The organism is Jejuibacter sp. L23 (assembly GCF_050815825.1).
GTDB classification, from domain to species: domain Bacteria; phylum Pseudomonadota; class Gammaproteobacteria; order Enterobacterales; family Enterobacteriaceae; genus Jejubacter; species Jejubacter calystegiae.
The window spans coordinates 1,019,969-1,031,962 of the sequence record NZ_CP138199.1; the positions used below are offsets into that span (position 1 = coordinate 1,019,969).

General features: G+C 57.2%; 13 protein-coding genes. 11 read left to right on the forward strand and 2 right to left on the reverse strand.

Annotation, left to right across the window (positions count from 1 at the left end):
- Window positions 1-64 precede the first annotated feature (64 nt).
- The 11 genes from skp (at window position 65) to SCU88_RS04690 (ending at window position 11,453) form a co-directional block, all read left to right on the forward strand.
- The gene (skp, locus tag SCU88_RS04640) at window positions 65-544 is read left to right on the forward strand and encodes a molecular chaperone Skp (protein ID WP_138095847.1); all 480 of its coding nucleotides are present in this window, start codon (window positions 65-67) and stop codon (window positions 542-544) included.
- Window positions 545-547: 3 nt separating this feature from the next.
- Entirely contained in the window at window positions 548-1,570 is a 1,023-nt protein-coding gene (gene lpxD, locus SCU88_RS04645) for a UDP-3-O-(3-hydroxymyristoyl)glucosamine N-acyltransferase (RefSeq protein WP_175340240.1), read from the forward strand.
- Window positions 1,571-1,700: 130 nt separating this feature from the next.
- On the forward strand, window positions 1,701-2,156 hold the full coding sequence (gene fabZ / locus SCU88_RS04650; protein ID WP_138095849.1) for a 3-hydroxyacyl-ACP dehydratase FabZ: 456 nt from the start codon (window positions 1,701-1,703) through the stop codon (window positions 2,154-2,156).
- Window positions 2,157-2,159: 3 nt separating this feature from the next.
- The gene (gene lpxA / locus SCU88_RS04655) at window positions 2,160-2,948 is read left to right on the forward strand and encodes an acyl-ACP--UDP-N-acetylglucosamine O-acyltransferase (protein WP_138095850.1); all 789 of its coding nucleotides are present in this window, start codon (window positions 2,160-2,162) and stop codon (window positions 2,946-2,948) included.
- 15 nt (window positions 2,949-2,963) lie between these two features.
- Window positions 2,964-4,112: a lipid-A-disaccharide synthase gene (gene lpxB / locus SCU88_RS04660; RefSeq protein WP_175340239.1), complete on the forward strand. Its 1,149-nt coding sequence runs from the start codon at window positions 2,964-2,966 to the stop codon at window positions 4,110-4,112.
- Complete coding sequence (rnhB, locus tag SCU88_RS04665) at window positions 4,109-4,705, forward strand: ribonuclease HII (protein ID WP_175340238.1); 597 nt, start codon at window positions 4,109-4,111, stop codon at window positions 4,703-4,705. The genes lpxB and rnhB overlap by 4 nt, the downstream gene beginning before the upstream one ends.
- A 21-nt stretch (window positions 4,706-4,726) precedes the next feature.
- Window positions 4,727-8,209 (forward strand): DNA polymerase III subunit alpha, encoded by a 3,483-nt coding sequence (dnaE, locus tag SCU88_RS04670; protein ID WP_138095853.1) that lies wholly within the window; start codon window positions 4,727-4,729, stop codon window positions 8,207-8,209.
- A 12-nt stretch (window positions 8,210-8,221) separates the two neighbouring features.
- A complete protein-coding gene (accA, locus tag SCU88_RS04675) occupies window positions 8,222-9,181 on the forward strand; it encodes an acetyl-CoA carboxylase carboxyl transferase subunit alpha (RefSeq protein WP_138095854.1) in 960 nt (319 codons plus the stop codon).
- A 160-nt stretch (window positions 9,182-9,341) separates the two neighbouring features.
- Entirely contained in the window at window positions 9,342-9,731 is a 390-nt protein-coding gene (locus SCU88_RS04680) for a VOC family protein (RefSeq protein ID WP_175340237.1), read from the forward strand.
- Window positions 9,732-9,828: 97 nt separating this feature from the next.
- Complete coding sequence (gene tilS, locus SCU88_RS04685; protein WP_175340236.1) at window positions 9,829-11,142, forward strand: tRNA lysidine(34) synthetase TilS; 1,314 nt, start codon at window positions 9,829-9,831, stop codon at window positions 11,140-11,142.
- Window positions 11,139-11,453, forward strand: coding sequence for a c-type cytochrome (locus SCU88_RS04690; RefSeq protein ID WP_138095871.1), 315 nt, complete (start codon window positions 11,139-11,141; stop codon window positions 11,451-11,453). Before tilS ends, SCU88_RS04690 begins: the two co-directional genes overlap by 4 nt.
- A 38-nt stretch (window positions 11,454-11,491) precedes the next feature.
- Here the strand turns inward: SCU88_RS04690 and rof are convergent, their stop codons facing one another.
- The gene (rof, locus tag SCU88_RS04695; protein ID WP_431810087.1) at window positions 11,492-11,752 is read right to left on the reverse strand and encodes a Rho-binding antiterminator; all 261 of its coding nucleotides are present in this window, start codon (window positions 11,750-11,752) and stop codon (window positions 11,492-11,494) included.
- Window positions 11,739-11,939, reverse strand: coding sequence for a YaeP family protein (locus SCU88_RS04700; protein WP_138095873.1), 201 nt, complete (start codon window positions 11,937-11,939; stop codon window positions 11,739-11,741). Before SCU88_RS04700 ends, rof begins: the two co-directional genes overlap by 14 nt.
- Window positions 11,940-11,994 lie beyond the last annotated feature (55 nt).

The window sequence follows — 11,994 nt, forward strand, 5'->3', positions numbered from 1 at the left end:
CCCCTGCCGGAGTCCGCATAAAACGGGTACCTGCGGGTACGTATGGGATGGTAAGGAGTTTATAGTGAAAAAGTGGTTTATTGCTGCAGGTCTTGGTCTGGCTATGGCTGCATCTGCACAGGCTGCGGATACCATCGCTGTGGTTAACATGGCGAATCTGTTTCAGCAGGTAGCCCAGAGCACCGGGACCACCAAAACGCTGGAGAACGAATTCAAAGGCCGTGCGAGCGAACTGCAGACTATGGAAAGCAGCCTGCAATCCAAAATGCAGCGTCTGCAGAATTCCAAAGGCAAGAATAGCAGCCTGGAAAAAGAAGTCATGGCCGATCGTGAGAAGTTCTCTGCCAAAGCGCAGGCCTTCGAGCAGGATCGCGCTCGTCGCTCCAACGAAGAACGCGGCAAACTGGTGACTCGTATCCAGACTGCTGTGAAGAAAGTGGCTGACGATAAAGATATCGACGTGGTTCTGGATGCCAACAGCATCGCCTACCACGGTAGCGATGTTAAAGATATCACCGCTGATGTGCTGAAGCAGGTTAAATAATTCATGCCTTCAATTCGACTGGCTGACCTTGCACAGCAGCTGGATGCCGAATTGCACGGCGATGGCGATATCGCCATCGCCGGTGTGGCATCTATGCAGTCTGCGGTTGCGGGGCAGATTACATTTATGGTTAATCCCCGCTACCGTGAGCAGTTGGCGGATTGCCAGGCGTCTGCGATCGTTATGACGGAAGCCGACCTCCCTTATGCCCGGAGTGCGGCACTGATCGTTAAAAATCCCTACCTGACTTACGCGCGCATGGCGCAGATTCTGGACACCACGCCAAAACCCGCGCAGAATATCGCGCCCGGCGCGGTGATCGACCCGAGCGCGAAGCTTGGAAACAATGTGGCGGTCGGCGCCAACGCTGTGATTGAATCCGGCGTGGTGCTGGGCGACGACGCGATCGTCGGCCCGGGGTGCTTTGTGGGAAAAAATACCCGCATTGGCGCTGGCACGCGACTGTGGGCCAATGTCACCGTTTACCATGAAGTGGAAATCGGTGAGCAGTGCCTGGTGCAGTCTGGTACCGTTATCGGGTCCGATGGCTTTGGCTATGCCAACGATCGCGGTAACTGGGTGAAGATCCCGCAGCTTGGCCGGGTGATCATCGGCGATCGGGTAGAGATTGGTGCCTGCACCACTATCGACCGCGGTGCGCTGGACGATACTCTGATCGGCAACGGCGTCATTATTGATAACCAGTGTCAGATTGCACATAACGTGGTGATTGGCGACAATACCGCGGTTGCAGGCGGCGTCATTATGGCGGGCAGCCTGAAAATTGGTCGCTACTGTATGATTGGCGGTGCCAGTGTGATCAATGGTCACATGGAGATCTGCGATAAGGTGACCGTAACGGGTATGGGCATGGTGATGCGCCCCATTACGGAACCCGGTGTTTATTCATCAGGTATTCCGCTGCAACCTAATAAAGTCTGGCGTAAAACCGCAGCGCTGGTGATGAATATCGATGAGATGAGCAAACGCCTCAAGGCGGTAGAGCGAAAAGTTAATCAGGACTAAGTCCACCGCACCGCTCACTCATTACACCTGAATACAGAGCCAGATTCGCGGCCTGCCAGCGATCTCCGGATCGCCGCGGGCCGTGTTATTATTGTCCCTTATGTAATGTACATTTGACAGGAAGAGTATTTTGAATACTGACACACATACTCTGCGCATTGAAGAGATTCTGGAGCTTCTGCCGCATCGTTTTCCGTTCTTGCTGGTTGACCGCGTACTGGATTTCGAAGAAGGCCGCTTTCTGCGCGCGGTGAAGAATGTTTCGGTTAATGAGCCGTTTTTCCAGGGGCATTTCCCTGGTAAACCGATTTTCCCTGGCGTGCTGATTCTTGAAGCAATGGCGCAGGCCACCGGTATTCTGGCGTTTAAAAGCGTTGGCAAACTGGAGCCGGGTGAACTGTACTACTTTGCCGGCATCGACGAGGCTCGCTTCAAGCGCCCTGTCTCTCCTGGCGATCAGATGATCATGGAAGTGACCTTTGAGAAGACTCGCCGCGGTTTGACGCGTTTTAAAGGCGTGGCGACAGTTGACGGTAAGGTTGTCTGTGAAGCGACCATGATGTGTGCCCGTAACCGGGAGGCCTAATTCGTGATTGATAAATCCGCCTTTATTCATCCCACCGCCATTGTGGAAGAGGGGGCCGTTATCGGCGCCGGAGTCCATATTGGCCCGTACTCGCTGGTTGGCCCGAACGTTGAGATCGGCGAAGGCACCGTGCTGAAATCGCACGTTGTCGTTAACGGCCACACCAAAATCGGCCGCGACAATCAGATCTTCCAGTTCGCCTCTATTGGTGAAGTGAATCAGGATCTGAAGTACGCGAACGAACCGACGCGTGTGGAGATTGGCGATCGCAACCGCATTCGCGAAAGCGTCACCATCCATCGCGGTACCGCGCAAGGGGGGGAATTGACGAAGGTGGGTAGCGATAACCTGCTGATGATCAATGCCCATGTGGCGCATGACTGTCAGGTAGGCGATCGCTGTATCCTCGCGAACAATGCGACGCTGGCCGGCCATGTCACCGTGGACGATTACGCCATCATTGGCGGCATGACTGCGGTACATCAGTTCTGCATCATCGGTGCCCATGTCATGGTCGGGGGCTGTTCCGGCGTAGCGCAGGACGTGCCGCCCTACGTGATTGCTCAGGGCAACCATGCGACGCCCTTCGGCGTTAATATCGAAGGGCTGAAGCGCCGCGGCTTCAGCAAAGAGGCGCTGCATGCCATCCGCAACGCTTATAAGTTGCTGTACCGTAGTGGAAAAACCCTGGATGAAGCTCGCCCGGAAATCGAAGCTCTGGCGGCTAAGCACCCTGAAGTTCAGCCTTTTGTGGCGTTCTTTGAACGTTCCACTCGCGGTCTGATTCGCTAGGGTGTCGCCACGCCAATGAAAACGGGTCGTCCTCTTACTATCGCCCTGGTCGCCGGAGAAACCTCCGGCGATATTCTTGGTGCCGGTCTGATCCGCGCGCTGAAGGCTAAAGTACCGGATGCGCGCTTCGTTGGCGTGGCGGGGCCGCTGATGCAGGCGGAAGGGTGCGAAGTCTGGTATGAGATGGAAGAGCTGGCGGTGATGGGCATTGTCGAAGTGCTTGGCCGTCTGCGCCGTCTGCTTCAGATTCGCGCCGATCTGACCCGCCGCTTTAGCGAATTGCAGCCGGATGTCTTTGTCGGTATCGATGCGCCGGACTTCAACATCACTCTGGAAGGAAAACTTAAACAGCGCGGCATTAAGACTATTCACTACGTCAGCCCCTCCGTTTGGGCGTGGCGTCAGAAACGCGTTTTCAAAATAGGGCGAGCCACCGATCTGGTGCTGGCTTTTCTGCCTTTTGAAAAAGCGTTTTACGATCGATTCAACGTTCCCTGCCGCTTTATCGGTCACACCATGGCGGATGCCATGCCGCTGGATCCCGATAAAAACGGTGCCCGTGACGTGCTGGGTATTGCCCATGAGGCTCGCTGCCTGGCGCTGTTACCTGGTAGCCGCGGGGCGGAAGTTGAGATGCTTAGCGCCGACTTTCTGAAGACTGCTCAGCTGCTGCGCAGCCATTTTCCCGACCTTGAAGTACTGGTTCCGCTGGTGAACAGCAAACGCCGCGAGCAGTTTGAGCATATCCTGGCCGAGGTGGCGCCAGAGCTGCCGGTGCGACTGCTGGACGGACAGGCCCGCGAGGCGATGATTGCCAGCGATGCCGCGCTGCTGGCATCCGGCACTGCCGCGCTGGAATGTATGCTGGCGAAATGTCCAATGGTGGTGGGTTATCGTATGAAGCCTTTCACCTTCTGGCTGGCGAAGCGGCTGGTGAAAACCGATTATGTGTCGCTGCCTAACCTGCTGGCCGGGCGTGAACTGGTGAAAGAGCTGCTCCAGGAGGAGTGTGAGCCGCAATTACTGGCCCAGGCATTGACTCCGTTGCTGGAAGAGAGTGAAACGCGCCACGAAATGCATGATATCTTCCGCCAGTTGCATGAGCAGATCCGCTGTAACGCGGATGAGCAGGCGGCACAAGCGGTACTGGAGCTGGCGCAATGATGGAATTTGTCTATCCCCACACCCGGCTGGTGGCCGGGGTTGACGAAGTTGGGCGCGGCCCGCTGGTTGGCGCCGTGGTGACCGCTGCGGTGATCCTCGATCCCGAACGCCCCATTGCCGGGCTGGCGGATTCGAAAAAACTCTCCGAGAAGCGTCGTCAGGCGTTACATGATGAGATTTGCGAAAAGGCGTTGGCCTGGAGTCTGGGGCGCGCTGAACCCCATGAGATCGATCAGCTTAATATCCTGCATGCCACCATGCTCGCCATGCAGCGCGCCGTGGCCGGGTTGGCGATTGCGCCGGAGTATGTGCTGATCGACGGCAATCGCTGTCCAACTCTGCCAGTGCCCAGCATGGCGGTGATCAAAGGAGACGGCCTGGTGGCGGAAATCAGCGCCGCCTCGATTATCGCTAAAGTTTCCCGCGATCGTGAAATGACGGAACTGGATCGCGCGTTCCCCGAATACGGCTTTGCGAAACATAAAGGCTATCCAACGGCCTTACACTTAGAGAAACTGGCGCAGTACGGCGCCACGGAACACCATCGCCGCAGCTTTGCGCCCGTCAAACGTGCCCTGGGCCTGAGCGCCTGACTGCGTTAACCGGAAAGAGATATGGCTGAACCACGTTTTGTCCACCTGCGGATACACAGTGACTACTCCATGATCGATGGCCTGGCGAAGGTGGGGCCGCTGGTGAAAAAAGCGGCTGCCCTTGGCATGCCATCTATGGCGATTACCGACTTCACCAACCTGTGTGGTCTGGTGAAGTTTTACGGCGGGGCTCACGGCGCCGGAATGAAGCCGCTGGTGGGTGCCGACTTCCATATGGTCAACGAGCTACTGGGTGATGAACCCGTCGAACTGACCGTGCTGGCGATGAATAACGTTGGCTATCAGAACCTGACCCTGCTTATTTCTCGCGCCTATCAGCGTGGCTATGGCGCCGCGGGTCCCTTAATTGACCGAGACTGGCTGGTAGAGCTGAATGAGGGGCTGATCGTGCTGTCCGGCGCCCGCCGGGGCGATGTGGGTATCAGCCTGCTGCGCGGTAACGATGCCCTGGTTGAACAGTGTCTGGCATTCTGGCAGGAGCACTTCCCCGAACGCTACTATCTGGAGCTGATTCGAACCGGGCGCGCGGATGAAGAAAGCTATCTGCACGCTGCTGTTCGCCTGGCGGAAGACCGTGGGATACCGGTGGTCGCGACTAACGACGTGCGCTTCCTGGTCGCCGACGATTTCGACGCCCATGAAATTCGCGTTGCCATTCACGATGGCTATACCCTGGACGATCCCAAGCGGCCGCGTAATTATTCCAGCCAGCAGTATCTGCGCAGTGAAGATGAGATGTGCGAGCTGTTTGCCGACATCCCCGAAGCGCTGGAAAACAGCGTGGAGATCGCCAAACGCTGCAACGTGACGGTACGACTGGGCGAGTACTTCCTGCCGCAGTTCCCCACCGGTGATATGACTACCGAAGATTTCCTGGTGGCGAAATCCCGTGAAGGCCTTGAGGAGCGCCTGGAATTTCTCTACCCGGATCCGGAAGAGCGGGCCCAGCGTCGCCCTCCCTATGATGAACGTCTGGAGATCGAACTCCAGGTAATCAACCAGATGGGGTTCCCCGGCTACTTCCTGATCGTGATGGAGTTTATCCAGTGGTCGAAGGATAACGGCGTGCCGGTAGGGCCTGGACGAGGATCCGGCGCCGGTTCGCTGGTGGCCTATGCGCTGAAAATCACCGATCTCGACCCGTTGGAGTTCGATCTGCTGTTCGAACGCTTCCTGAACCCGGAACGTGTCTCGATGCCCGACTTCGACGTCGACTTCTGTATGGAGAAGCGCGACCAGGTCATTGAGCACGTCGCGGACATGTACGGCCGCGACGCGGTATCGCAGATTATCACCTTCGGTACCATGGCCGCTAAAGCGGTTATCCGCGACGTAGGCCGGGTACTGGGCCATCCCTATGGCTTTGTCGACAGGATCTCCAAACTGGTGCCGCCAGACCCGGGCATGACCCTGGCAAAAGCCTTCGAGGCGGAGCCTCAACTGCCGGAGATCTACGAGGCGGACGAAGAGGTGAAGGCGCTTATCGACATGGCGCGTAAGCTGGAAGGGGTCACCCGTAACGCCGGTAAACACGCCGGTGGTGTGGTGATCGCGCCTACCAAAATCACCGACTTTGCGCCGCTCTACTGCGACGAAGAGGGGCGCCATCCGGTCACCCAGTTCGACAAGAACGACGTGGAATATGCCGGGCTGGTGAAGTTCGACTTCCTGGGGCTGCGTACCCTGACCATCATCAACTGGGCGCTGGAGATGATCAACGCCCGGCGTGAAAAGCAGGGCGAACCGCCGCTGGATATCGCCGCCATTCCGCTGGACGATAAAAAGAGCTTCGATATGCTGCAACGCTCGGAAACCACGGCGGTATTCCAGCTTGAATCGCGCGGCATGAAGGATCTGATCAAGCGCCTGCAGCCTGACTGCTTCGAAGATATGATAGCCCTGGTGGCCCTGTTCCGACCGGGGCCGCTGCAGTCCGGGATGGTGGATAACTTTATCGACCGTAAGCACGGGCGCGAGGAGATCTCCTACCCGGATATTCAGTGGCAGCACGATAGCCTGAAGCCGGTACTGGAGCCAACTTATGGCATCATCCTCTATCAGGAACAGGTGATGCAGATAGCCCAGGTGCTTTCGGGCTATACCCTGGGCGGCGCGGATATGCTGCGTCGCGCTATGGGTAAGAAAAAGCCGGAAGAGATGGCCAAGCAGCGTTCCAGTTTTGAAGACGGGGCGAAAAAGAACGGCATCGACGGCGAACTGGCGATGAAAATCTTCGACCTTGTGGAGAAGTTCGCTGGTTACGGCTTTAACAAATCGCACTCCGCCGCCTATGCGCTGGTGTCATATCAGACTCTGTGGCTTAAGGCACACTATCCCGCTGAATTTATGGCGGCGGTGATGACCGCCGATATGGATAACACCGATAAAGTGGTGGGACTGGTGGATGAGTGCTGGCGTATGGGACTGAAGATCCTGCCGCCGGACATCAATTCCGGGCTGTATCATTTCCACGTGAATGATGACGGTGAAATTGTCTACGGTATCGGCGCCATCAAAGGGGTGGGCGAAGGTCCTATCGAAGCGATTATTGAGGCGCGTAACAACGGCGGCTATTTCCGTGAGTTGTTCGATCTCTGCGCCCGTACCGATATCAAGAAGATCAACCGCCGGGTGATGGAAAAGCTCATCATGTCCGGCGCCTTCGATCGCCTTGGGCCGCATCGCGCTGCGCTGATGAATTCGCTGGGGGATGCCCTTAAAGCGGCGGATCAGCATGCTAAAGCCGAGGCCATTGGCCAGGCCGATATGTTTGGCGTGCTGGCGGAAGCGCCGGAGCAGGTGGAGCAGTCCTACTCGAACTGCCTGCCCTGGCCGGAACAGCAGCAGCTCGACGGCGAGCGCGAAACCCTGGGACTGTATCTGACGGGCCACCCCATCAATCAGTACCTGAAAGAGATCGAGCGATACGTCGGCGGTGTGCGTCTGAAAGACATGCACCCGACGGATCGTGGGAAGGTGACCACGGCGGCGGGACTGGTGCTCGCTGCCCGTATTATGATCACCAAGCGGGGAAACCGCATCGGCATCTGCACCCTTGATGACCGTTCCGGACGCCTGGAGGTCATGTTATTCTCTGAGGCGCTGGAAAAATACCAGCAACTGCTGGAAAAAGACCGTATCCTGATCGTCAGCGGACAGGTCAGCTTTGATGACTTCAGCGGTGGGCTTAAAATGATGGCCCGGGAAGTGATGGACATTGACGAGGCTCGCGAAAAGTATGCGCGCGGGCTTGCTATCTCGCTGACGGACAGGCAAATTGATGACCAGCTTTTAAACCGACTCCGTCAATCTCTGGAACCCCATCGTTCGGGGACCATTCCAGTGCATCTCTACTATCAGAGGGCGGATGCGCGTGCACGGCTGCGGTTTGGCGCTGCATGGCGCGTGTCGCCCAGCGATCGTTTACTTAACGATCTGCGCGGTCTGATAGGTTCGGAGCAGGTGGAACTGGAGTTTGACTAATACAGGAATACTATGAGTCTGAATTTCCTTGATTTTGAACAGCCGATTGCAGAACTGGAAGCGAAAATCGATTCCTTAACAGCGGTCGGCCGTCAGGACGAAAAACTGGATATTAATATCGACGAAGAGGTGCATCGTCTGCGCGAAAAGAGCGTAGAGCTGACCCGTAAAATCTTCGCCGATCTCGGCGCCTGGCAGATTGCCCAGCTGGCGCGTCATCCATTGCGTCCTTATACCCTGGACTATGTGCGTATGGCGTTCGACGACTTCGACGAACTGGCCGGCGATCGCGCATATGCGGATGACAAAGCCATCGTCGGCGGTATTGCCCGTCTGGATGGTCGTCCGGTAATGGTCATTGGCCACCAGAAAGGGCGTGAAACCAAAGAGAAGATTCGTCGCAACTTTGGTATGCCTGCGCCGGAAGGTTATCGCAAAGCGCTGCGCCTGATGGAGATGGCCGAGCGTTTTAATATGCCGATCGTTACCTTTATCGACACCCCGGGGGCTTATCCGGGCGTGGGGGCGGAAGAGCGCGGCCAGTCAGAAGCCATTGCCCGCAATCTGCGTGAAATGTCCGGGCTGACGGTGCCGGTTATCTGTACCGTTATCGGCGAAGGCGGCTCCGGCGGCGCTCTGGCGATTGGCGTGGGTGATAAGGTCAATATGCTGCAGTACAGCACCTATTCGGTAATCTCACCGGAAGGCTGTGCCTCCATTCTGTGGAAGAGCGCAGATAAAGCGCCGCTGGCGGCAGAAGCCATGGGCATTATCGCAGAGCGTCTGAAAGAGCTGAAGCTTATCGACACCGTGATTCCGGAGCCGCTGGGCGGTGCCCATCGTAATCCGGAAACGATGGCGGAATCGCTGAAGGCCCAGCTACTGGCAGACCTGGCTGACCTGGACGTACTGGGTAAAGACGACCTGCTTAATCGCCGCTATCAGCGCCTGATGAGTTACGGCTACGCCTGATTAGCGTGTGGTGCATTGAGAAGAGGGCCGGTTTATCCGGCCCTTTTTTATGGGTGCAATGGATGCGGCTGACGCTAAGACGCAGTCTGAAAAGCGCCGTTGACACCTTGCGCCCCGCCTGGTCGCCCTTTATTGTCCCAGCATAACAAAAGGAGAGATTATGCTGGGTTTACAACAGGTTCACCATATCGCCATCATTGCCACCAACTACGCTCAGAGCAAATCCTTTTACTGCGATATTCTTGGCTTTACCCTCACGTCCGAAGTCTACCGCGAAGCCCGCGACTCCTGGAAAGGGGATCTGGCGTTGAATGGACAGTATGTTATCGAACTTTTCTCTTTTCCCTTCCCTCCGCCGCGTCCGAGTCGCCCGGAGGCCTGTGGCTTACGCCATCTGGCCTTTAGCGTGGCGGACGTCGACCAGGCCGTCGCCCATCTGACGTCTCACCAGGTGGCCTGCGAGGCGGTGCGCGTCGACCCTCTGACGGGTAAACGCTTCACCTTCTTTACTGACCCGGATGGTTTGCCGCTTGAACTCTACGAGGCGTAACCGACAGTTGTTTTTCAGGCCGGGTATGACGTAATGACTTGATCGCTTTGTCGTGAGTGGTTAACGTGCCGCTATACCTCCTTAAATCCTCCGGACAATGGATAACAACGGCGATATTTCACTCTCCCCCTCTCTGAATCACTGGTCGCGCTGGCTGGTGGCCTTTAGCGGTGGTCTTGACTCCACGGTGCTATTGCATCTGTTAGTGCAGCTACGCGAGCAAACAGGCGCCCGGTTACGGGCGATTCACGTCCACCACGGGCTTAGCCGTTACGCTGACGACTGGGCGGTACACTGCCAGCAAATTTGCGAACGCTGGAAGGTGCCGCTGGAAGTGATTCGGGTTGAGCTACAGGAAAACGGGCAGGGCGTTGAGGCTCAGGCCCGTGAAGCGCGCTATGCCGCCCTGGCCGGGGCCCTACAGCCGCAAGAGGCGCTGATTACCGCACAGCATCTGGACGATCAGTGCGAAACGCTGCTGCTGGCCCTGAAACGCGGTAGCGGCCCGGCGGGGCTTGCCGCCATGCCTGAAACGCTGGCGTTCGCCGGTGGGACACTCGTACGTCCAATGTTGAAAAACCCGCGCTCGGCGCTGGAGAGCTATGCCGGAAAGCACGGGCTGGCGTGGATCGAAGATGAAAGTAATCAGGATGATCGCTTCGATCGTAACTATCTGCGCCTGCGGGTACTGCCCCAACTGACACAGCGCTGGCCTCATTTTGCCCGTACTGCGGGGCGTAGTGCGGCGCTGTGCGGCGAGCAGGAGAGCCTGATCGACGAACTGCTGGCGGATGAACTGGCGTCGCTGATTGGTCCCCAGGGCGAGCTACGCCTGACGCCGCTTGCTGCCATGAGTGATATCCGACGTGCCGCGCTGCTGCGGCGCTGGCTGACGCGAGGCGGCGGTCAGGCGCCGTCGCGTTCTATGCTAACGCGTTTGTGGGATGAAGTGGCCTGCGCCAGGGCAGATGCCGCACCGCGTCTGCGTCTGGGCGGTGAAGAGGTACGTCGCTACCATGGCGCGCTGTGGCGGGTAAAATGTCGGGCGTCGCTGGATGATGTCGTGCTGAGCTGGGACGATCCTGCCCAGCCGCTGGAGCTACCGGAGGCGTTGGGCGCTCTGAGTTGGGGTGAACCGGGTAGCGCGGTACGTCCACCTGCTGACGATGAGCAGGTTAGCGTTCGTTTCCGGGCCAGGGGGACGGTACATATTCTGGGGCGCGCCCACGGGCGGCCGATAAAAAAACTGTGGCAGGAGCTTGGTATCGCGCCATGGCGGCGCTTCACCACGCCACTGCTTTATTACAATGAGTGCCTGATTGCCGCGCCAGGGATTTTTGTGACCCGGGAAGGCGCCCCGCAGGGGGCGTCATGCTGGCATATTTTATGGCAAAAGGAGCAAGAGTCATGATCAAACGAACGGGGCTGGCGGTGGCGCTGCTGCTGTGCGGCCTGCCCGCGCTGGCGAAGGGTGATGCCAAAGCCGGTGAAGAGAAAGCGGTGATGTGTGTCGCCTGTCATGGGGCTAAAGGGAAGATATCGGTACCGCTTTATCCTAACCTGGCGGGACAGAATGAGGCCTACCTGGCCCACGCGCTGCATGCTTATAAAAAAGGGGAGCGCAGCGGCGGCCAGGCGGAGGTGATGAAGGCTTACGTCAACGGTCTTTCTGATGAGGATATTGATAATCTGGCGGCGTACTATGCCAGCATGGAGCCCTGAGAGTGAAAGGGCAGCCAGGCGGCTGCCCTTAGAGAGTATTATTCGCGAATGTAGTTATCGCCTTTAAGTTCCGGGTGACTGAACATATTAATTTCGTCCAGGCGCAGTTCGCGCTTGTCGCCACCGTTTTCGACAATCAGATACTCGATGCCTTTGCGAATCACCAGGTCTTGGGCATTAGCATGGAGTTTCTCTCCATTTTTTAACTCCAGCGTCAGAAGCCAGTGGTGCTGGCAGGCGAGCTCGAGATTCTCATAATCATCGCAGTTAATGGGTTGATAGGTATCATTCACTGACATAATCGCTCACCAGTAAGTTAGCGGCAGCATAAGCCGCCTTATCCCTGACTGAATCCGAAAGCGTCTCGTCGGAAGCCGTGTCATTCAGAAACTTTAATACGCAGCCCAGCGCATCCGGGATGTAGCCCAGTTCGCCGCTGGCGATCTCACTGTAGCGTCGGCGTATTAATTCACAATACCTTTCCATATGCCCTCCTTTCCGAGTCTGAAACCAGACTTTTACCAGGATACCTGCTAAGACT

Bases quoted from the DNA above. Each gene is read 5' to 3' on its own strand.
- lpxD (WP_175340240.1), top strand. From the start codon at position 548: ATGCCTTCAATTCGACTGGCTGACCTTGCACAGCAGCTGGATGCCGAA.
- lpxB (WP_175340239.1), top strand. From the start codon at position 2,964: ATGAAAACGGGTCGTCCTCTTACTATCGCCCTGGTCGCCGGAGAAACC.
- rnhB (WP_175340238.1), top strand. From the start codon at position 4,109: ATGATGGAATTTGTCTATCCCCACACCCGGCTGGTGGCCGGGGTTGAC.
- dnaE (WP_138095853.1), top strand. From the start codon at position 4,727: ATGGCTGAACCACGTTTTGTCCACCTGCGGATACACAGTGACTACTCC.
- accA (WP_138095854.1), top strand. From the start codon at position 8,222: ATGAGTCTGAATTTCCTTGATTTTGAACAGCCGATTGCAGAACTGGAA.
- SCU88_RS04680 (WP_175340237.1), top strand. From the start codon at position 9,342: ATGCTGGGTTTACAACAGGTTCACCATATCGCCATCATTGCCACCAAC.
- tilS (WP_175340236.1), top strand. From the start codon at position 9,829: ATGGATAACAACGGCGATATTTCACTCTCCCCCTCTCTGAATCACTGG.
- SCU88_RS04690 (WP_138095871.1), top strand. From the start codon at position 11,139: ATGATCAAACGAACGGGGCTGGCGGTGGCGCTGCTGCTGTGCGGCCTG.
- rof (WP_431810087.1), bottom strand. From the start codon at position 11,752: ATGTCAGTGAATGATACCTATCAACCCATTAACTGCGATGATTATGAG.
- SCU88_RS04700 (WP_138095873.1), bottom strand. From the start codon at position 11,939: ATGGAAAGGTATTGTGAATTAATACGCCGACGCTACAGTGAGATCGCC.